The sequence below is a fragment of the Propionibacterium ruminifibrarum genome, from assembly GCF_900289195.1.
GTDB classification, from domain to species: Bacteria; Actinomycetota; Actinomycetes; order Propionibacteriales; family Propionibacteriaceae; genus Propionibacterium; species Propionibacterium ruminifibrarum.
In genome coordinates this window covers 340,718-361,028 of sequence record NZ_OMOH01000001.1, presented here as the reverse complement: position 1 = coordinate 361,028, position 20,311 = coordinate 340,718, and the positions used below count along the sequence as shown (strand labels likewise).

The 20,311-nt window shown below is 69.2% G+C and carries 20 protein-coding genes and 1 tRNA gene; 12 read left to right on the top strand and 9 right to left on the bottom strand.

What is annotated here, in order from left to right; translation table 11 throughout:
* Nucleotides 1-124: 124 nt before the first annotated feature.
* Both PROPJV5_RS01590 and PROPJV5_RS01585 read left to right on the top strand, forming a co-directional pair.
* On the top strand, nt 125-553 hold the full coding sequence (locus tag PROPJV5_RS01590; RefSeq protein WP_420812704.1) for a DUF3052 domain-containing protein: 429 nt from the start codon (nt 125-127) through the stop codon (nt 551-553).
* A gap of 246 nt (nt 554-799) precedes the next feature.
* Nucleotides 800-1,249 (top strand): Hsp20/alpha crystallin family protein, encoded by a 450-nt coding sequence (locus tag PROPJV5_RS01585; RefSeq protein WP_119714570.1) that lies wholly within the window; start codon nt 800-802, stop codon nt 1,247-1,249.
* A 329-nt stretch (nt 1,250-1,578) separates the two neighbouring features.
* Here PROPJV5_RS01585 and PROPJV5_RS01580 read toward each other — a convergent pair.
* The 5 genes from PROPJV5_RS01580 to PROPJV5_RS01560 all read right to left on the bottom strand — a co-directional run bounded on the left by PROPJV5_RS01580 (nt 1,579) and on the right by PROPJV5_RS01560 (nt 4,963).
* Nucleotides 1,579-1,652 (bottom strand) — tRNA-Val (locus PROPJV5_RS01580).
* A gap of 185 nt (nt 1,653-1,837) precedes the next feature.
* Entirely contained in the window at nt 1,838-2,779 is a 942-nt protein-coding gene (locus tag PROPJV5_RS01575) for an ABC transporter substrate-binding protein (RefSeq protein WP_119714569.1), read from the bottom strand.
* Nucleotides 2,780-2,805: 26 nt separating this feature from the next.
* Complete coding sequence (locus tag PROPJV5_RS01570; RefSeq protein WP_119714568.1) at nt 2,806-3,492, bottom strand: ABC transporter permease; 687 nt, start codon at nt 3,490-3,492, stop codon at nt 2,806-2,808.
* Nucleotides 3,489-4,154, bottom strand: a complete 666-nt coding sequence (locus tag PROPJV5_RS01565) for an ABC transporter permease (RefSeq protein WP_119714567.1) — start codon at nt 4,152-4,154, stop codon at nt 3,489-3,491. Before PROPJV5_RS01565 ends, PROPJV5_RS01570 begins: the two co-directional genes overlap by 4 nt.
* Nucleotides 4,151-4,963 (bottom strand): ABC transporter ATP-binding protein, encoded by an 813-nt coding sequence (locus tag PROPJV5_RS01560; RefSeq protein WP_119714566.1) that lies wholly within the window; start codon nt 4,961-4,963, stop codon nt 4,151-4,153. Before PROPJV5_RS01560 ends, PROPJV5_RS01565 begins: the two co-directional genes overlap by 4 nt.
* Before the next feature lie 299 nt (nt 4,964-5,262).
* Here PROPJV5_RS01560 and PROPJV5_RS01555 point away from each other — a divergent pair, with 299 nt between their 5' ends.
* Entirely contained in the window at nt 5,263-6,246 is a 984-nt protein-coding gene (locus PROPJV5_RS01555) for a zinc-binding alcohol dehydrogenase family protein (RefSeq protein ID WP_119714565.1), read from the top strand.
* Between the two features lie 40 nt (nt 6,247-6,286).
* Here the strand turns inward: PROPJV5_RS01555 and PROPJV5_RS01550 are convergent, their stop codons facing one another.
* The 4 genes from PROPJV5_RS01550 to PROPJV5_RS01535 all read right to left on the bottom strand — a co-directional run bounded on the left by PROPJV5_RS01550 (nt 6,287) and on the right by PROPJV5_RS01535 (nt 9,565).
* The gene (locus PROPJV5_RS01550; RefSeq protein WP_147385318.1) at nt 6,287-7,054 is read right to left on the bottom strand and encodes an amino acid ABC transporter ATP-binding protein; all 768 of its coding nucleotides are present in this window, start codon (nt 7,052-7,054) and stop codon (nt 6,287-6,289) included.
* A gap of 18 nt (nt 7,055-7,072) precedes the next feature.
* Complete coding sequence (locus PROPJV5_RS01545; protein WP_275403690.1) at nt 7,073-7,879, bottom strand: amino acid ABC transporter permease; 807 nt, start codon at nt 7,877-7,879, stop codon at nt 7,073-7,075.
* A gap of 182 nt (nt 7,880-8,061) precedes the next feature.
* A complete protein-coding gene (locus tag PROPJV5_RS01540; protein WP_220474287.1) occupies nt 8,062-8,961 on the bottom strand; it encodes a transporter substrate-binding domain-containing protein in 900 nt (299 codons plus the stop codon).
* A 142-nt stretch (nt 8,962-9,103) separates the two neighbouring features.
* Nucleotides 9,104-9,565, bottom strand: coding sequence for a GatB/YqeY domain-containing protein (locus PROPJV5_RS01535; RefSeq protein ID WP_119714562.1), 462 nt, complete (start codon nt 9,563-9,565; stop codon nt 9,104-9,106).
* Nucleotides 9,566-9,728: 163 nt separating this feature from the next.
* On the opposite strand from PROPJV5_RS01535, the gene prfB reads away from it, so the two are divergent.
* From prfB to PROPJV5_RS12800, 9 genes are all read left to right on the top strand, one after another.
* On the top strand, nt 9,729-10,844 hold the full coding sequence (gene prfB, locus PROPJV5_RS01530; protein ID WP_119714671.1) for a peptide chain release factor 2: 1,116 nt from the start codon (nt 9,729-9,731) through the stop codon (nt 10,842-10,844).
* 153 nt (nt 10,845-10,997) lie between these two features.
* Nucleotides 10,998-11,684, top strand: coding sequence for a cell division ATP-binding protein FtsE (gene ftsE / locus PROPJV5_RS01525; protein WP_119714561.1), 687 nt, complete (start codon nt 10,998-11,000; stop codon nt 11,682-11,684).
* Nucleotides 11,685-11,729: 45 nt separating this feature from the next.
* Nucleotides 11,730-12,647 (top strand): permease-like cell division protein FtsX, encoded by a 918-nt coding sequence (gene ftsX / locus PROPJV5_RS01520; protein ID WP_119714560.1) that lies wholly within the window; start codon nt 11,730-11,732, stop codon nt 12,645-12,647.
* A 162-nt stretch (nt 12,648-12,809) separates the two neighbouring features.
* Nucleotides 12,810-13,289: an SsrA-binding protein SmpB gene (gene smpB, locus PROPJV5_RS01515; RefSeq protein WP_119714559.1), complete on the top strand. Its 480-nt coding sequence runs from the start codon at nt 12,810-12,812 to the stop codon at nt 13,287-13,289.
* Entirely contained in the window at nt 13,286-15,232 is a 1,947-nt protein-coding gene (locus PROPJV5_RS01510; protein ID WP_119714558.1) for a DUF2207 domain-containing protein, read from the top strand. Before smpB ends, PROPJV5_RS01510 begins: the two co-directional genes overlap by 4 nt.
* A gap of 34 nt (nt 15,233-15,266) precedes the next feature.
* On the top strand, nt 15,267-17,231 hold the full coding sequence (locus PROPJV5_RS01505; RefSeq protein WP_119714557.1) for a DUF2207 domain-containing protein: 1,965 nt from the start codon (nt 15,267-15,269) through the stop codon (nt 17,229-17,231).
* Between the two features lie 13 nt (nt 17,232-17,244).
* The gene (locus PROPJV5_RS01500) at nt 17,245-18,678 is read left to right on the top strand and encodes a purine-cytosine permease family protein (RefSeq protein WP_119714670.1); all 1,434 of its coding nucleotides are present in this window, start codon (nt 17,245-17,247) and stop codon (nt 18,676-18,678) included.
* Nucleotides 18,679-18,683: 5 nt separating this feature from the next.
* On the top strand, nt 18,684-19,604 hold the full coding sequence (locus PROPJV5_RS01495) for a PfkB family carbohydrate kinase (RefSeq protein ID WP_119714556.1): 921 nt from the start codon (nt 18,684-18,686) through the stop codon (nt 19,602-19,604).
* 229 nt (nt 19,605-19,833) lie between these two features.
* A complete protein-coding gene (locus tag PROPJV5_RS12800) occupies nt 19,834-20,268 on the top strand; it encodes an excalibur calcium-binding domain-containing protein (protein ID WP_239018345.1) in 435 nt (144 codons plus the stop codon).
* Nucleotides 20,269-20,311: the final 43 nt, after the last annotated feature.

Below are 20,311 nucleotides of genomic sequence, written 5' to 3'. Positions count from 1 at the left end.
CTGGCGGGCCCCTCGTCCCGGGGGCGGACCGCCTGTGGCAGCCGCCCCGGGGCGAGGGGCCCTGGTGCTCACAAGATCGCGTCCCGGTGAGCGCTGAGAGGGCCTCATGTGGTGAAGTAGTGCCATGGCAGGCAGTACTGACAAGTCATCCACCTCGATGGGGGGAGCCGAACTACTCAAGTTGCATCCCGGCATGATCGTGCAGGAGCTGGGCTGGGACGATGATGTCGACGAGGATCTGCGCGCCGACATCATGGACGAGATCGACGCAGATCTGATTGAGGACGCGGTCGAGGCCGTCGACGCGGTGATCCTGTGGCAGCGTGACGACACCGACGTAGCCGACGCCCTGGTCGATGCGTTGCGCGACCTGTCCGATACGGGTTACATCTGGCTGCTCACCCCCAAGATCGGCCGGCCCGGGTACGTCAAGCCCATCGACATCTCGGAAGGCGCCTCGGTCGCCGGACTCACCGCGACAGGTGTCGTCGAGGTCTCACCCGACTGGCAGGCATGTCGCATCGTCCACTCCCACACCGCGCATCGTTCCTGAGTCGCCGGATACACGCCACGCACGTCGAGGGGTCCTCCAAGGCCACGGGTCCTGGAGGGCCCCTCTGCTGTGCCCAGGGCGTCACAGAATGACTCCGGAAAAAAGTTGAGTGGATGCGACTCAAGGTGGAATAATCTAAGTTGAGTCAAGGTTACTCAAGGTGAACGCGATGATTCGGGTGATCGCGCGAAACGTGTCGGCCCGGGAGACTCCCGGGCCGTGAGGACTCACTAAGGACGGCGCACAATGAGCACCATGTTGTACAACCCCTTCCACGAGCTGGATCGTTTCTTCGAGCAGGCCGCCAGGACTGTGGCGCGCGACGCACGACTGATGCCGATGGACCTCTACCGTGAGGGCGACAACTTCATCGCGAAGCTGGATCTGCCCGGCGTCGATCCGAGCACCATCGAGGTCGGTATCGACGACCGCACCCTGACCGTCACCGCTGAGCGCAAGCCGGTCGAGATCGAGTCCGGGGAGAAGAACCGCTGGGTGAGCCGTGAGCGCACGACAGGCAGCTTCGCTCGTCAGCTGACTCTCGGCGGCGGTCTCGACCTGTCCAATGTCAACGCCGACTACGCCGATGGCGTGCTGACGCTGACGATCCCGGTGGCCGAGGAGGCCAAGCCGCGCAAGATCGCCATCAGCGGCGTGGACGCACCGGCTGAGGTCGAGGGCTCCGACCAGGCCTGAGCAGCAGGGGTGAAGGACCACCCGGCGGGAATCCCGCCGGTGTGAGGTGATGAATGGGTGGCCCCGTCGAGTGATCGACGGGGCCACTTGCCGTGTTCTCACCCGTCGAAGCGCCGTGAGCCGTCGAAGGGCGGACCCGCCGAGAACCTCCCGGGCCGCTCCAGCTGGGTGACCCTGTTTTCCGCGCGGCACCGGTTGCGGCGCCCCGGCCCTGGCCGTACCGGGTACAGACCGGAACTCCCGTCCCTCCGGTCCGATCCGATCCGCTACCCCGCGGAGAGACTATCGACTGGGCTCTGACAAGCACCGATGTGCTCCCGACAAGCCGGTGGGCGCAGACGGACTCGAACCGACGACATCATCCTTGTAAGGGATGCGCTCTGACCAACTGAGCTATGCGCCCTCGCCCAAGCGATTGTAGCGATGGTTCGCCAATCCACCCCCGTGCCCTCGGGCGGCCCGGAGCGGTGCTCTGGGCGTGGCCCTCGAACCCCTCGCCCGGGGCGTGCGGTATCAAGGCGTTGCATTCGCCGGGACGTCGGGGCGGGGGCGTCCGGCGCCGGCGCCCCGCGCCGCTGTCGCGCTTGCTCAGCCGAGGTTCTGCTGCGCGAGCCAGTCCGAGGCGATGGTGGCGGCTGGGAGCTCCTCCTTCACGCTGCGGGCATTGAGGGCGATGAGGTCCTCGGGGTTCATCGCGGCGCTGATCTTGTTGATGATCGCGGCGGCCGCGTCGTCCACGTTGTCGCTGACGAGCGGCACGACGTGGGAGGCGATGAACAGGCCCTTGGGGTCCTCCAGGGAGACGAGCCCGTTCTCGGCGATGGAGGGGTCGGCCGTGTAGATGATGGCGAGCTGGATGTCGCCGTCCTTGAGCGCCTTGACGGTCAGCGGGCCGCCATCGTCCTCGATGGGGGTGAAGGCGACCTCCACGCCGTAGGTCGTGGCCAGCCCTTCGGGGCCGTAGGGGCGGTGCTCCCCCTCGGAGTTGGCGCCGAGCGTGAGCGGGGTGGTGACCTTGGTGAGGTCGCCGATCGTGGTCAGATCCCATTCATCGGCGAACTCCTGGGTCACGGTGTAGCCGTTCTGATCGGTCGCGGGCGACTGGTCGAGGAGGCGTAGGCCGTCTGGTGTCGTCTCGAGCAGTTCGGCGTACACGTCCTCCGACAGCCTGGACTCGGTGTCGGGCTTCCAGTACTGGAGCAGTGGGCCGGTGTACTCGGGGAACAGGTCGATCGCGCCCGCCTCGATCTCGGGGGCATAGGCCTCGCGCTGCCCGATCCGGAACTGCCGATCGACCGTGTAGTCGGCGTCCTCGAGTGCTTGGGCGTAGATCTCGGCGATGATCTCGCTGGAGTAGTAGTCCTGCGAGCCGATGACGATCGTCCTCGACGACGCAGTGCCGGCGTCGTTCCCGGCGTCGGTGCCGAGCGGGTCGCTCCTGCTGCAGCCCGCCAGGGCGAGCGCGCCAGCGGTGGCCGCGGTGGTCAGCCCCGCGAGGATGCTGCGACGGGAGATGGTGCGGTAGGTCATGAACGGCTCCTGTTCTTCGTGATGGGTCAGGCCGGGGTGCGTTGCGTCCTCGACGCGGGGTCGACGATGCGGCGGGCGACGGACTGGCAGATGGCCAGTGCGACCTCCAGGACCAGGGTGAGTGCGACGACGACGAGCGCGCCGCCGAGCATCTCGGTGTAGTCGCGGGACTTGAGCCCCGCGAACAGGTAACGGCCCAGGCCGATGTCGGCTGTGTAGGCGGCCAGCGTCGCGGTCGCGACGACCTGCAGCGTCGCCGACCGCAGCCCGCCGATGATGACCGGCATGGCCAGGGGTACTTCGACGGTGAGGATCACCTGGGCCGGGCTCATCCCGATCGCGCGAGCGGCGGCCGGGATGGCGGGGTCGATGGCCTGGATGCCGGCGTAGGTTCCGGCCAGCAGCGACGGGATCGCCAGCACGATGAGTGCCAGCAGCGGTGCTGTCAGGCCGATGCCCAGGCCGAGCCCGAACAGGGTGAGCAGGCCGAGGGTGGGGATCGCCCGGGCCGCTCCGGTGAGTGCGCCGACGATTCCGGCCCCGCGGCGGGTGTGCCCGATGAGGACGCCCGCGGGCCACGCGATCAACCCGGCGAGGAGGATCGTGAGCGCGGTGATCGCGAGATGCTGACCGGTCCGGGCGGGGATGCCGCCAGGACCGGACCAGTTCGCCGGTTCGGCCAGCCACGCCAGTGCCTCTGCGATGAGGTTCATGCCGTCACCGCCGTGCCTCGGGCCGGGCGTGCGGCACGCGTCCAGGGCGCTGCGACGCGGCCGGTGAGCAGCAGGAGCCCGTCGAGCAGGAGGGCCAGCAGCACGGTGGCGATCACGCCTGTGGTGACCTCGGCCGGGATGCTGCGCTGGAATCCATCGGTGAGCAGCGTGCCCAGGCTCGACACCCCGATGAGGGCGCCGATGGTGACCAGTCCGATCGTGGAGACGGTGACCACGCGCACCCCGGAGAGCAGTACCGGAAACGCCAGGGGGAGGTCGACCTGCCAGAACACCGCAAGCGGCGAGTGCCCGACCGCGACCGCGGCGCCGCGGGTGTGGTCATCGACCGCCGTGAAGGCGTCGGCCGCGGTGCGCACCAGCAGTGCAACGCCGTAGACGGTCAGGGCGACGATCATCGTCGTGGCAGAGCGCAGCGGGGTGCCCAGCAGCGCGGGGATGACGATGAGCAGTGGCAGCGCCGGGATCGCGTACAGCAGGGACGCCGCCCCCAGCAGCGGCCCGCCGACCCGGGGATGGCGGTAAGCCAGCCGGCCCACGGGGACGGCGATCACGACGCTCAGGAGGATCGCGGGGACGCTCAGCAGCAGATGGGCGCGAGCCAGGTCGATCACATGCGGCCAGTTCAGCGACAGCCAGGTCATGACTCCAGCACCCCCACGGGAAGCCCGGTCCCGTCCACGGCGACCAGCCGGCCGCCGATGGTCTGCGTGTGCAGGACACGCTCGGCGCGTCCCGCGCCGACGAAATCGTGCACGAACTCGTCCGCTGGGGCGGCGAGGATGTCGCTCGGAGTGCCCTGCTGGGCGATCGCGGCCCGTTCACGCAGGACGACCACCTCGTCGCCGAGCCGGAACGCCTCGTCGACGTCGTGGGTGACGAACACGATCGTCTTTCCCAGCTCGGTCTGCAGCCGGGCGAGCTCGTCCTGCAACTCGCGCCGCACGATGGGGTCGACCGCCCCGAAGGGCTCGTCCATCAGCAGGATGTTCGGATCCGGAACCAGCGCACGGGCCACCCCGACGCGTTGCTGCTGCCCGCCCGAGAGCTGCCCCGGGTACCGGGAGCCGAGGGCGGGGTCCAACCCGACCCGCTCCAGCATCTCGGCGGCCCGAGCGCGGGCTGCCTGGCGGGTGACGTGGTTGAGGCGCAGCACGGTGGCGACGTTGTCGAGCACGGTGCGGTGCGGCAGCAGCCCGCCGGCCTGGAGCACGTACCCGATGGACCGGCGCAGCTCGACCGGGTCGCGGTCCTGCACGTCCTGATCGTCGATCAGCACCCGCCCGGAGGTCGGCTCGACCATCCGGTTCACCATCCGCAGCAGCGTCGTCTTCCCCGACCCCGATGACCCGACCAGCGCCACCGTGCGGTGCGAGGGCACCACCAGGGAGAATCCCTCCACGGCGACAGAGCCCCCGGGATACGTCTTGGTCACCTGCTCGAACTCGATCACCCTGCTGCCTTCCTGTGCCGGGTCCTGCTCATGATCCATGCCGCACACGCCGAACCAGCATGACTCTCCCAAAGAGAGTATCGTAGTTTCTTGAGCGCCGTGAGGGTGTTCCGGACTGAGGACCGATCCACGGGAACGAACCGCACACGACGATGTCCCAGCGCCCCGGGGACGACCTGGCTAGTGTGGGGACGCCACCGCTGCGGCCCGGCGCCTCGCCCCTCGACGCGACAACGACCGCCGAGCCCTCGTGAGGGCACGAATGGCCCGGTCCGCCCCGCACCCGAGGAGGAGAAGCAATGACCCCGACCATGCGCGCAGTCGTCCTGGACGCACCCGGGCCTCCCGAGGCGCTCCACCTGCGGGACATTCCCGTCCCCGAACCCCAACCGGGCGAGGTGCTCATCAGGGTCCGGGCGTTCGGACTGAATCGCTCGGAGCTGCACTTCCGGCAGGGCCTCGCCTACTCGGGTTCGTTCCCACGAGTGCCCGGCATCGAGGCCACGGGCACTGTCGCCGACGCCCCCGGGGGCGAGTTCGCGCCCGGCACGCAGGTCGTCACGATGATGGGCGGCATGGGCCGGGAGTTCGACGGCGGCTACGCCGAGTACGTGTGCGTGCCCGCCGCGCAGGTCGTCCCGTTCCAGTCCGATCTGGACTGGGCGACCCTGGGCGCGGTCCCGGAGATGGTGCAGACCGCCAACGGGTCACTGACGACGGGCCTTCGCGCCCGTGCCGGCGACACCATCCTGATCCGAGGCGGCACGTCATCGGTCGGTCTCGCGGCCGCCGTCCTCGCGCGGCTCCGGGGGATGACCGTGTACGCGACGACCCGACGTGAGGCGGGTCGCGCACTGCTGGAGGGCGTCGGAGTCGATCACGTCCTCATCGACGACGGCAGCGTCGCCGACCGTGTCCGCGAGATGGTGCCCGCCGGCGTCGACGGCGCGATCGAGCTGGTGGGCGTCAACGTCCTGAAGGACACGCTCCGCTCGGTTCGCAGCGGGGGGACGGTCTGCTTCACGGGCATGCTGTCGGATCAGTGGACGATCGCCGAGTTCTACCCGATGGACTGGCTGCCCAACGGCGTTCGTCTGACCGCCTACTCCGGGGAGGCCGCCGATCTGCCCGCCAGCACCCTCCAGGACTTCCTCGATGCCGTACGCGACGGGCGCGCCGTGGTTCCGGTGGGCCGCACCTACCGGCTCGACCAGATCGTCCAGGCACACCGGGACATGGAGGCCGGGGTGGTGGGCGGCAAGGGCGTTGTCGTCGTGCCCTAGCCCGCTGTACTCCGCTGCGACGAGCGGCCCGGGGGCTCGCTCACTCGGTGTGGGAGAGCACCTTCTGGAGGAACTCCCTGGTGCGGTCCTGCTGCGGGTTGTCGAAGAGTTCGGCGGGGGAGCCCGACTCGACGATGACGCCTTCGTCCATGAAGACGGCCACATCGGAGACCTCACGGGCGAAACCCATCTCGTGGGTGACGACCATCATCGTCATGCCCGAGGCGGCCAGGTCCTGCATCACCGCCAGCACCTCACCGACCAGCTCGGGGTCGAGGGCGCTGGTCGGTTCGTCGAAGAGCATCAGATCGGGTTCCATGGCCAGCGCGCGGGCGATCGCCACGCGCTGCTGCTGGCCGCCCGACAGCTGGGCCGGGAAGTGGTGGGCGCGGTCGGCCAGACCCACGCGCTCCAGCAGCTCCATGGCCTGCTCCTTGGCCTCCTCCTTCGGCCTGCCGGCCACGCGCACCGGTGCGGCCATGACGTTGCCCAGGGCGGACATGTGGGGGAAGAGGTTGAAGCGCTGGAAGACCATGCCGATCCTCGACCGCTGGGCCGCCAGCTGCCTCGGCCGCAACTCGTGCAGCCTGCCATGATCGTCCTTCGCGTAACCCATGAGCGTGCCGTCGACCGTGATCGAACCCGACTGGATCTCCTCGAGCACGTTGACGCACCGCAGTAGCGTCGACTTGCCCGAACCGGACGGCCCGAGGATCGTGCAGACCTGGCCGCGCTCGACGTGCAGGCTCACGCCCTTGAGAACGTGCAGGTCGCCGTAGAACTTGTGCACATCGTGCACCTCAACCATCGCCATGTCCCGGCCTCCTCACGGGGTCCACTCGGCCGCCGTCGCGGCCGGGGTCGTATGCGCCGCATTGATGGCGGCCTGACGTGATGTGCGCTGCCTGCGCCTGCCGCGCAGCGACAGCCGGCCGGGGGTCGTGGAGTCGCCCCGGCCGTAGTAGGCCTCGAGCTTCGACTGGAAGAACATGAGGATCGAGGTGATGACCAGGTACCAGATGCCGGCGACCACCAGGAAGGGGATCGGCAGCAGCGTCTGGGAGCCGTAGTCGGTGGCGACCTTGGTGAGCTCCAGGGTGAACGGCACTGCGGTCACCAGGGAGGTGGTCTTCAGCATCGAGATCGTCTCGTTGCCGGTGGGCGGGACGATGACACGCATCGCCTGCGGCAGCACGATGCGGAACAGGATCGAGCGCGGGCGCATGCCGAGTGCCTGCGCGGCCTCCTCCTGCCCCTTGTCGACCGAGCCCAGCCCCGAACGGACGATCTCGGCGAGGTAGGCGGCTTCGTTCAGCCCCAGCCCCAGGATCGCCGAGACGCCGGCCGTGAAGACGTCGTAGGTGCGGAAGCTGAAGAACTCGGGGCCGAACGGGATCCCCAGGCTCAGACGCGGGTAGAGCACGCCGATCAGACCCCAGAAGATCAGCTGGGTGTAGATCGGTGTTCCGCGGAAGAACCAGATGTAGAAGGTGGCCACCGCGCGCATCACCGGGTTGGCGCTGCGCCGCATGACGGCCAGCGTCACGGCGAGGATGATGCCGATCGTCATGGCCGCGACCGTCAGGATCAGCGTCCAGCCGATGGCCCTGCCGATCTCGTAGGTGAACAGCATCGGGAACACGAGGTCCCAGTGGTAGTTCTCGTTGGTGACCAGGCCGTGAACCGCCATGGCCGCCAGGACGACGAGCACTGCGACGGTTGCCCAGCGCCCGTAGTGGGGCAGCGGGATCGCGCGGATCAGCTCCGGGGGCTCGTCCACGGCCGGTGCGTTCACGGCGCCGGGTGCCTTGCTGCTCATCCATCGACCTCCGGGTTCACGATCGCCTGATCGGCGATGTTGTCGTTGATGCCCCACGCCGCGAAGATCTGCACCAGCGTGCCGTCGTCCATGAGGGACTGCAGGGCGGCCTGCACGGCGTCGGTCATCGCCTGGTCGTCCTTGCGGACGACAACGCCGAACGGGGCCATCTCGGTGACCTCGCCGATCGCGGCGATCGCGCCATCGGTCTTGGCGACCGCGTAGTCGATGACGGGGGAGTCGGCCGACATGGCCTCGATCTTCCCGCCGGTCAGGGCCTGTGTGACGGCGTCCTGACTGTCGTAGCGCTGGATGGCCGGCTGGACGTCGCACTCCTGAGCCATCTCGGCCACCGCGTCGTCCTCCATCGTGCCGGTCTGCACGCCGACCGAGCGGCCGCAGATGTCGGCCGGGTCGAACTCGGTCGGATTGCCCGACTGGGTGGCCCAGGCTATGCCGCCGAAGTAGAACTGGATCATGTTGAAGTTGGCCTCGCGCTCGGACGTGATCGTGAACGACGAGGCGCCGACCTCGTACTTGGAGCCGATGGCCGGCATGATCGAGTCGAACTCGGCGTTCTCCACGTGCAGTTCTAGACCCATGCGCCGGGCGACCGCCCTCATCATGTCGATCTCGTAGCCGACCGGTGTGCCGCCCTGCTGGAACTCGGCGGGGGCCCAGTACAGGTTGGATCCGATGGTCAGCATGCCGTCCGCCGAGACGGTCTCCGGGACGAGCGCCTGGATGGCCGGGTCGGTCTGTACCGTCGACGCGTCGTAACCGGCGGCGTCCGCGTTGTTGTACTCGGCGATGACCTGGTCGGCCGATTGGCAGGCTGCCAGCGCCATCGCCGCGCACATCGCCGTCACAGCGGCGATGACTCCTCGTGCCCGCACGGGCCCTCCTCCTTGGTGGTGTTCTCCGGTCCGGGATGCCCCGACCCCGAACAACCCATAATTATGCTGATTCACTAATAATTATCAACCCAGTGGTCGGTGGCGGGCCGGGGCCGGGCCGGCGTGGCTCGGCGGCTGCGGGTCAGCCGGTGATGCTCCGCTTCACCAGGGCGGCGACGACCCTGCCCTCCGCGCGCCCGGCGGCACGGGCGTTGACGGCCTTGACGATGGCCCCCATGTCCCGCATGGTCGGGACACGATCACCGCAGACGCCCCGGATCTCCTCGGCGACGATGGCGGTCAGTTCCTCCTCGGACAGCTTCGGGGGCAGATACCGCGACAAGAAGGCGGCCTCGGCCGACTCCTTCTCAGCCAGCTCGGTGCGGCCGGCCTCCGCGTACGTCCTGGCCGACTCCTCACGCGTGCGGACCTCGCGGGTGAGGATCTGCAGTTCCTCCTCGTCGCTCAGTTCGTGGGCCGTGCCCGAGACCTCCGCGTTCGTCATGGCCGCGATCGCCATCCGGATCGTCGACTTGGCCCGGTCATCCCGGTTCTTCATGGCGGTCACCAGATCGGACTGGAGCTGGTTCTTCACTGTACCCATGGGGGACTCCTCGTTGACGTATCGGTTGCCCGGCCCCTTGGGACAGGGGTGTGTCCCGGGCGTGTTCAATCCTCCCACCGCCCGCGCCGGGCGCCTGGGCGCGTTCATCGGAGCCATCGAGCCGATCCCGCCCGCCGATGCCGTGCCCGGCGGTGCCGTAGACTTGTTCGACGTGGCCCTGGATGAATTGAAAGAACGGATCGCGCGGCTCGACACGTCCCTCACGTCGATCGAGGCCGTCATCGACGTGCCCGCCAAGAAGGAGCAGATCGCCGAACTCGAGGTGGAGTCCGCCGCCCCCGATCTGTGGAACAACCAGGAACACGCTCAACAGGTGACCAGCAGGCTCTCGCGCCTGCAGTCCGACGTCGAGCGCGTCGAGGGGCTGCGCGGACGCCTCGACGACGTCCTGGTGCTCGTCGAACTGGCGGCCGAGGAGCAGGACGGCGACACCGCCGACGAGGCGGCACGTGAGATCGACGCCCTGTCCGAGGAGATCGAGGCCCTCGAGGTCCGCACCCTGTTGTCCGGTGAGTACGACGAGCGGGACGCCCTGGTGACGATCCGCTCCGAGGCGGGCGGTGTCGATGCCGCCGACTTCGCCGCCATGCTGCTGCGCATGTACGAGCGCTGGTGCGAACGCCACGACTACTCCTACGAGGTCTACGACGTCAGCTACGCCGAGGAGGCCGGTATCAAGTCGGCGACCTTCACGGTGAAGTGCCCCTACGCCTACGGCACCCTGTCCGTCGAGCAGGGCACGCATCGCCTGGTGCGCATCAGCCCCTTCGACAACCAGGGACGCCGCCAGACGAGCTTCGCCGGCGTCGAAGTGCTCCCCGTCGTCGAGGAGACCGACCACATCGACATCCCCGAGCAGGACATCCGCGTCGACGTCTTCCACGCCTCCGGCCCCGGCGGTCAGGGCGTCAACACGACCGACTCGGCGGTGCGCGTCACCCATCTGCCCACCGGCATCGTGGTGAGCTGCCAGAACGAGCGCTCCCAGATCCAGAACAAGGCCGCCTGCCTGCGGGTGCTTCAGGCCAAGCTGCTCGAGAAGGCCCGCGCCGAGCGCGAGGCCGAGATGAACGCCCTGAAGTCGGAGGGGAACTCGTGGGGTTCGCAGATGCGTTCCTACGTGCTCCACCCCTACCAGATGGTCAAGGACCTGCGCACCAACCACGAATCCGGTAATCCAGACGCCGTCTTCGACGGCGACATCGACGCCTTCATCGACTCGGGCATCCGCTGGCGCCGCCAGGTCGAGCAGGCCTGATCGCTCCTGCCCGCCGGGCCGGCCGCTGCGACACGCCGGGGAGTCGAGGCCGGGCCTCCTTCACCGATCGGCCCCTAGACTCGTGGACGACCGGCGGCGGTTCCCCGCCGCCGACCGGCCCCTTCTCCCTCGTCCAGCCGGCAGGAAGCAGCTGTGATCACATTCGACAACGTCACGAAGATCTACCCGAACCAGACGACCCCTGCGCTGTCGGGGGTCGACGTGCACATCGACAAGGGAGAGTTCGCCTTCCTCGTCGGCGTGTCGGGCTCGGGCAAGTCCACCTTCCTGCGTCTCATCACCCGCGAACTGCGCGCCGACTCCGGCCGTGTCCTGGTCGACGGACAGGACGTCGGCAGGCTCGGCCAGTTCCGCGTGCCGAGACTGCGCCGCAAGGTCGGCATGATCTTCCAGGACTTCCGGCTGCTGCCCGGCAAGACCGTGTACGAGAACGTCGCGTTCGCCCTGCAGGTGATCGGCAGGCCGAGCGCAGAGATCCGGGAGCGCGTGCCCGCCACCCTCGACCTGGTCGGCCTGTCCACCAAGGGCGACCGTCTGCCCGAAGAACTCTCGGGCGGCGAGCAGCAGCGCGTGGCGATCGCCCGCGCCGTCGTCAACGATCCACTCGTCCTCACCGCCGATGAGCCCACCGGCAACCTCGACCCGGCCACCAGCGTCGGCATCATGAAGCTGCTCGACCGCATCCACCGGCGCGGCACCACGGTGCTCATGGCCACCCACGACGCGACGATCGTCGACCAGATGCGCCGCCGGGTCATCGAGCTCGACGCCGGGAGCGTCGTGCGGGACCAGGCCACCGGCGCCTACGGCACAGCATGATCCACGCGGCACAGCCGCTCGTCCAGACAGAACAGGAGTCCATCGATGCGTCACACCCTGCGTGAGACCTGGTCGGGTCTGCGTCGGAACATGTCGATGACCGTCTCGGTCATCATCACGATGTGGGTCTCGCTCGCCCTGTTCGGCGCCAGTCTCATGACCATCGCCGAGGTCGACGAGCTCAAGGGGGACTGGTACGACCGGATCGAGATCTCCGCCTTCCTGTGCAACCAGGACTCGGCGGCCAACGGCCTCGGCGGCAACTGCGTCGAGGGGGAGAACGTCACCGGTGAGCAGCGCGAGGCGATCCGTTCGGTTCTCGAGGCGGACCCCAACGTCGAGACGATCTACTACCAGACCAAGCAGGAGGCCTATGAGGAGTTCCAGGCCACCTACGGCGACAACCCCGTCGGGGACTCGCTGACCGTCGAGCAGATGCAGGAGGTCTTCCGCGTCAAGCTCAAGGACCCGCAGGACTACCAGGGCGTCATCACCAAGCTCTCGGTGCTGGAGGGCGTGCAGAACGTCCAGGACCTGCACACGATCCTCGATCCGTTCTTCCGCGTCATCAACGCGCTGAAGTGGGGGACCTTGGGCATCGCCTGCGTGCTGCTGCTGGCCGGCAGCCTGCAGATCGCCAACTCGATCCGCATCTCGGCCTTCACCCGCCGACGCGAGATCGGGATCATGCGTCTGACCGGCGCATCCACCACCTACATCCTGCTGCCCTTCCTGCTGGAGGCGCTGTTCTCCGGCGTGATCGGCTCGCTCCTGGCGTGCGGCGTCATGGCGGGCCTGCAGTACTTCGTCGTGGACACCCTCAGCTCGCACCAGACCCTGGCCTCGTTCGGCTGGATCGGCTGGGGCCAGACCTGCCCGGCGATGCTCGTCGTGCTGGCCGTCGGCGTGGTGCTGTCGGTGCTTCCGACGCTCGTCGTCACCCGCAAGTACCTGCGCGTCTGACCGGCCGGGCGCACTGGCTCGGCCGGAGGGTCGCGGGGGAGGCCCAGCCCCTTCCTCCGCGGCGCCCAGCTCCATGCCCTGCCCCTGTAGGGTGGTCGCAGTCGCCCTGGCAGTGCTAGTCTTACCCGTTCGACAAGGCGGGATGTCGAGGAGGGAGCGAGGATGCCGCGTGAGAAAGGCGAGAGGGTCGTCGCCCGCAACCGGAGGGCGCTGCACGACTACGCGATCGGCGAGCGTCTCGAGGCCGGTCTGGTACTCACGGGCACCGAGGTGAAGTCGTTGCGCGAGGGGCACGCCTCGCTCGCCGACGCCTTCGCCACCATCGACGACGGAGAGGTGTGGCTGCACCAGGCGAACATCCCCGAGTACTCCATGGGCAGCTGGCGACGCAGCCACACGGCCCTGCGCAAACGCAAGCTCCTGCTGCACCGCAAGGAGATCGCACGTCTGGAACGCCAGCTGGCCGCGGCGGGACGCACCCTCGTCCCGCTGTCCCTCTACTTCAAGGACGGACGGGCCAAGGTCGAGCTGGCCGTCGGCACGGGCAAGCGCGAGTGGGACAAGCGCCAGGCCATCCGGGAACGCGACATGAACCGCGAGGCGCAGCGCGAGCTCGCCGAGCGCTCCCGGAGGAAACGGTGAGCATCGCGCCGGTCGCAGGCGCCGCGCCCAGAACCCGCAGGGCGCCGGCCCTGCTCGTCCTGGGGCTGCTCGTCCTCGCCCTCACGTGGTCCATCCCGCAAACGGCCATGGCCGACTCCGATGACCGGGTCGACTCCTGGCAGATGAGCTACACGGTCGACTCCGATGGGCTGCTGCACGTGTCCGAGACACTCGTCTGGCGGTTCGGCTCGAGCTCTGGGCGTCACGGCATCGTCCGCGAGCTGGTCGTCCGCAGGCCCTGGGGCGACGGCGGCAAGCAGGACGCCGTCTACGAGATCAGTGACATCGCCGTGTCGAGCCCGGACGCCTCCGCCCAGTTCACGACGGACACCTCCGGTGAGAGGGAGGGCGAGCGGACCCGGCACCTGGTCGTCACCATCGGTGACCCCGCCAGGCGGGTCACCGGGGCGACCGCCACCTACACGATCAGCTACACCGTCTCGGGCGCGTTGCGCACCTCGGGCGACTACGACGAGCTCTACTGGGACGCGCTCGGCCCGGACACGCCACTGGTGGACGACCTGCAGGTGGACGTGGACGTGCCCGGCGGTGCGCAGCAGGCCGTCTGCTTCGCCGGCCCGACGGATTCCACGGACGCCTGCGACGCGGCGACGATCAGCAGCGGCACCGCACGCTTCACCCACCGCGGCAAGGCGCCCGGCGAGAACCTCACGATCGGCGTGATGATCGCCCCGGGACTCGTTGGCGACAACGAGCCCCACCTCGAGAAGGCGGCGATGAGCACGGCGGCGAGAACCGGGTGGCAGATGGCCCTGGCGGCAGTGGCCTCCTCGGCACTGGGCGCATACGGCGTGTTCCGTTTCGCCCGCGGCCGCCGGGACGAGCGGTTCGCCGGTGTCGCGCCCGGCACGATACCCGCCGATCCCGAGCGGGCGCCCACCGAGAAGGTGGCCCGGCAGGCGAGGAGCACCGTGATACCGGTCCAGTTCGCCCCGCCGCAGATGCCGGTGGCCATGGCCGGTCTGCTCATCGACGGCCGGGTCGGCGCGCGCGAGACGACGGCGACGATCGTCGACCTGGCCGTGCGCGGGGTCCTCCAGCTGCGCAATGACGGCGGTGAGATCCGCGCCAGACTGGTCAACCCCGGGCTGATGCGCGAGGACTACGAGCGTCGGCTCGTCGCCGACATCTTCGGCGAGGCGGCGCTGGTGAGCGATCCCCGTTGGGTCCTCGAGAGACGTCTCGACGAGGACGGTCGGCTCGAGACGGCCAACAAGAACCTCTCCCGGCTCGTCGCCGACAGGACCACTGCCCTCGGGCTGCTCAAGCACGCCGGGGTCGTCGGCGAGACGGGTCGCTCCGACAGCGCTGTCGCCTTCGCCGTGGTGCTGGTCGTCATGACCCTGCAGTGGTTCCTCGGCGTGATGCTGGTCCAGGGCTTCGAAACGCTTCTGGTCCTGCCCACGCTGCGCTACCTGTTCCTGGCCGGCAGCATCATCGTGCCACTGGCCGCCGTGTACCTCATCGGCCGCAAGGTGGTGAGCCGGCGGGGTCAGCGCACGGCGCTGGGCAGCGCACTCACCGACCAGGCGGAGGGCTTCCGCGAGTACCTCGGCACCGCCGAGGCCGATCAGATCCGGTTCGAGGAGGGCCAGGACATCTTCAGCCAGTACCTGCCCTGGGCGATCGCCTTCGACCTGACGGACCGCTGGGTTCGGATCTGTGAGCAGCTCATGGCTGCCGGACGCGTCGCGCCGACCGTTCCGCCCTGGTACTACGGCGACCCGGCCGGCTTCAACCCTGTCACGTTCGCCCGCTCGATGACGCACGTCAGCCAGGTCAGCTACGCGAGGAGCTCCACCGGTGGCGGCGGGGTCGGCGGCACCGGCCGCGGTTCCTCGTTCGGTGGCGGCGGCCGGGCCGGCCGCGGCGGCGGTGGTGGGGGAGCGCACAGTTGGTGAGTGAACCCCGGACGAAGAGAACAGGAGCGATGAGATGAGTCATTCCCCGACAGCCGGCACGGCCGGGCGGCGCCTCGGCCTGCTGCTCGCCGCCCTGGGGCTCGTGGTCGCCGGGCTGGTCACGCCCGGCGTCGCCCAGGCCCAGAGCGCCGACAGCGTCGACTCGTGGGACGTCACCTACACCGTGGACACGGACGGGCTGCTGCACGTGTCCGAGACGCTCGTGTGGCGGTTCGGCTCGAACTCGGGTCGGCACGGCATCACCCGCACGCTGCCCACCCGCGAGCCCTTCGGGAACGAGGACGACAAGCGGGACGCCGTCTACGAGATCTCCGACATCTCGGTGTCCAGCCCCGACGCGTCGGCCGCGTTCACCACGAGCATCAAGTGCGACCAGGACGATCCGAGGGACTGCCTCGAGACCATCAGGATCGGCGACGCCAACAAGCGCATCACCTCGGCCACGGCGACCTACACGATCGACTACACGGTCTCGGGCGCGCTGCGCGGCTCCGGTGACTACGACGAGCTCTACTGGGACGTCGTCGGCACCGAGACCCCGCAGGTCGATCTGCTCACCGTCACCGTCGACGTGCCCGGCGGCGCCCAGGACACCCGCTGCTACGCGGGCCGGGCCGGTTCGACCGACGCGTGCACGAGCGCAACCATCACCGGCGGCAAGGCCGTCTTCACCGAACGGAACAAGGCCCAGGGCGAGATGATGACGATCGCCGTCCAGATCACCGCGGGCCTGATCAGCGACAACCGGCCCCACCTGGAGGACGCCGCCGTGTCGAACGCCACGAAGGCGCTGCGGAGCGGCCTCGGGGTCGGCGGTGCCGGGACCGCCGCGGCCGCCGGCGGACTGCTGGCCTACCGGCGGCACCGCCGCGACGAGCGGTTCGACGGCATCCCGCCCGGCACGGTGCCGACCAGCCCCGAGACCGTGCGGGTGCGTGCCGACACGAAGGTCGACAGGGACACCATCCCGGTGCGGGTGACCCCGCCGGACCTGCCGGTCCCCGTGGGCGGCCTGCTCATCGACGGCCGGATCGGCGTGCGCGAGACCTCCGCCGTCCTCGTCGACCTGGCCGTCCGCGGCGCCATCCAGCTTCGCGCCGAGGACGACGGCGACAAGACCTACGCGCGGCTGGTGGACGCCTCCCGCGCCACCCAGCCGTACGAACAGCGCTTCCTGCGCGATGTCTTCGGCAAGCGCGATCCCTCCGGCAAGAATGCCCTGAAGTACTCGAGCCGCGAGGTGGCCCTGCACAAGCCGGGCAAGCTGCTCAAGGCCAGCGAGGAGCTGAGCCACCAGGTGAACGACTCGGCGACGAGCCTCGGCCTCATGAAACACACCGGAAAGGTCGGTGGCGGGGGCGGATCCAACGTTCCCATCCGTGGATTCCTGTACGCTCTCCTCTTCCTCGTCTGGGGCATGGGTGCGTCCGGGATCGTGCTGTCGGGGCTGCTGAGCATCTTCAAGACGAGCGGGTACCGGGTCGGCATCGTCGCCGGGCTGGTCTTCGCCATCACCATCTTCGTCGTCGGTGCCTGGCTGATCCGGCGGCGCGGACAGCGCACGGCCCTCGGTCGGGCCTTCACCGACCAGGTCGACGGCTTCTACGAGTACCTGTCCACCGCCGAGGCGGACCAGATCCGGTTCGAGGAGGGCCAGGACATCTTCAGCCAGTACCTGCCCTGGGCGATCGCCTTCGACCTGACCGACCGCTGGTCCCAGATCTGCGAGCAGCTCGTCGCGCTCGGACGCATCCCCTCGACACCACCGGCCTGGTATTACGGTGACCCGTACTCCTTCCACTACGGCTACTTCGTCGGCTCCATGGTTCACTCCATGAATACCGGCGCCAGCCCCGTGCCGTCGTCCAGCGGCGGTGGCAGCGGCGGCGGCTTCGGCTCCAGCGGCGGCTCGGCCTTCAGCGGTGGCGGCGGCTTCTCCGGCGGGGGTGGCGGTGGCGGCGGTGCCAGCAGCTGGTGAGAGAGCCGTGCGCATGAGTGAACGGACGCCCAGCGGCGTGGGCCGCATTGAGACCAGGGGCATCGAGCCGGTGCCCGACGGCGAACGCCGCGGCGGACCGGCGAGCCTGTTCTGGATGTGGTTCGCGGCCAACATGGGCGTGCTCGGCATCACCCTGGGGGCCGCGCTCGTGACCGTCTACGGGCTCGACCTTCCCCAGGCGGTGGCCGTGACCGTCATCGGATCGTGCGGCTCCTTCGCGCTCGTCGGCTGGCTGTCGACCACCGGCCGGCGCAGCGGCGCACCCGGCCTGACCGCCTCCCGCGCGGTCTTCGGCGTGCGCGGCAACTGGGGCCCGACGTTGGTCAGCTGGATCAGTTTCGTCGGCTGGGAGACGGTCATGTGCACGACGGCCGGGTTCGCCCTGCTCGCCGTCCTCGAGGCCGTGGGCGTACCGGCCACGACGCCCGTCATCGTCGCGTGCATCCTGCTCGTGGTCGTGATCGCCGCCGTCATCGGCCTGTTCGGCCACGCCACGATCATGTGGATCCAGAAGTGGCTCACCTGGGTCTTCGGTGCCCTCACGATGATCGTCATCGGCTTCCTGGCCGTCACCGTCGACTGGCGGGCCGTCGGTTCCCTGCCATCGGGGGACGCCTCGGCCGTTCTCGGCGCCCTGGGCTACATCGCGGCGGGTACCGGGCTCAGCTGGGTCGCAGCGGGCGCCGACTACACCCGTTACCTGCCCCGGGGCGCCTCATCGCGTGGCCTGATCGCCGCGGTCGTCGCCGGCGCCGGCATCCCGCTCGTCCTGCTCATCACGACGGGTTCGCTCATGGCCGGGTCGGATCCGGGCCTCGCCTCCGCCTCCGACCCGGTCGCGGCGATCGGTGCCAGCCTGCCCCCGTGGATGCTCGTGCCCTATCTGCTGGCCGCGGCCTGCGGTCTCATCGCCGCAGCCGACCTGTCCCTGTACTCCTCGGGACTGAACCTGCTGACCGGCGGGATCAGGGTCACCCGCATGAGCGCCGTGTGCATCGACGGCGTGCTCGTGCTGGCCGGCGGCCTGTACATCACCGTCCTCGCCGAGGACTTCTACGGTCCGTTCACCACTTTCCTGACCCTGCTGGCCGTCGGCCTGACCGCGTGGGCCGGCGTCTGCGCCGTCGACCTGGCCACCCGCAAGGTCTACGACACCGCCGGCCTGACCGACACCGGAAGGGGCAGCGCCTACTGGTACACGGGTGGGGTGAACTGGGCGGCCTTCTGCTCCTGGGCAGCGGGCATCGTCCTGGGACTGTGCTTCACCACCGCCGGGGCAGAGGACGCCTGGTTCGCCGGACCGTTCGCCCAGACCTGGCTGGGCCGGAACTCGATGGGCTGGCTCGTCGCCGGCCTGTCCGGTGCGGTGCTGTACGCGATCACCCGCAACACCATCAGACGCCCCGTGGAGACCGAACGGCTGTGAGCGCGATGGGACGGGTCATCTCACTGGAATCGATCATCGTCGACCTCGGCATCGACGTGCCAGCACTACCGCCCGTCGGCGGGGATGTCATCGCCGCCGATTCACGGGCCCGCGTCGGCGGCGGGTTCAACCTGGTGGCCGCCGCCGCCCGGCAGGGCGTGCCCACGAGCTATGCCGGCCGGATCGGCAGCGGGCCCTACGGGCAGCTCATCGCCGAGGCCCTCGCCGCAGAACACATCGACGTCAGTGGCCCGATCGACCCGGCCGGCGACTCGGGCTACTGCGTGGCCTTCCAGGTTCCCGGGGCCGACCCCACCTATGTGACGGTGCCCGGTGCCGAGGGCAGGCTGGTGCCGCGGGACCTGGCCGGCGTCGACTTCGGGCCGCGGGACGTGCTGTGTGTCTCCGGTTATGACCTGCTGTACCGGGTCAGCGGCCCGACGATCATCGGCTGGCTGGCCGAGCACGGCGCCGACCTGCACGTCGTGCTCGACCCGGGCCCCCTCGTGCTGGACATTCCGGCGGCGACCATGAGGACCCTCACCGGCGTGCTCGACGTACTGACGATCAGCACCCGTGAGGCGCTGCTCATCGCCGGGGACGAACCGTCGAGCGATGACCTGCACCAGGCCGTGCGCCGGCGCCTGGGCCTCCATGACGCGACCATGCTCGTCGTCCGAGCTGGGGAGCGGGGCTGCACTGCGACCGGTGGTGGACTCGACGGCCTCGTCACCGTACCGGTCGATGCCGTCGATCCCGTCGACGTGACCGGCGCCGGTGACACCCACACCGGGGTGCTCGCGGCCCGGCTGGCCGAGGGCTCCGGCCCGGAGGAGGCCTTGGCCGCCGCCAACGAGGCGGCAGCCGCGTCCGTCACACTTGAGGGCCCTGCTACGGCACCCGCCCGATCCGACATGACCACATGACGACCCATGATCCTTGAGGCATCAGGGGTATCCCTCATCTTTCCCTTATAATCCCTGTTGTGGTGCTGCCGGTGGCCGACAGTCGGGACCACGGGTGCTCTGGGTTCACCGCAGTGTCGTGGCAGGTCGTTCATGCGCGCATGGTGGGTTCCTGTTCGAAGTCATGCCTGCCGCGACGGCCGACCGAGTCGGCTCGCCATGAGCTGACGGATACTGAAAGCGGGTTTGCATGAGTTCTCTTCATCGTCATCCACTCGCCTGGGCCGCCGGTGTCGGCGTGTGTGGCATGATCCTGGGCTCGGTGGGAGGACAGGCCAGTGTCTCGACGGCGACCGATCCGACCGTCACCGTGTCCGCGGTGACCGTGACCACGGCGACGAGCACGACGACGGTGACGCCCAGCCAGACCCCAACCCCGGCGCCGACCGTCACGGTGACCGAGGAGGTGACCGCCACCGTCACCGTGCCGGTCGAGTACGCAGGCTCCGGTACGGGAGCGGACGAGGGCTACGGCGAGGATGCGGCTCCGGCGAACGACGCCGGCTACGCCTATTACCAGAACTGCAGTGCGGCACGAGCAGCAGGGGCGGCACCGCTGTACCGGGGTGACCCCGGTTACCGGTCGGCGCTCGACCGGGACAACGACGGCGTTGCCTGCGAGTGAACGATTCGGTTCGGGGATGCAGAAGGTATCATGGATTCAAACC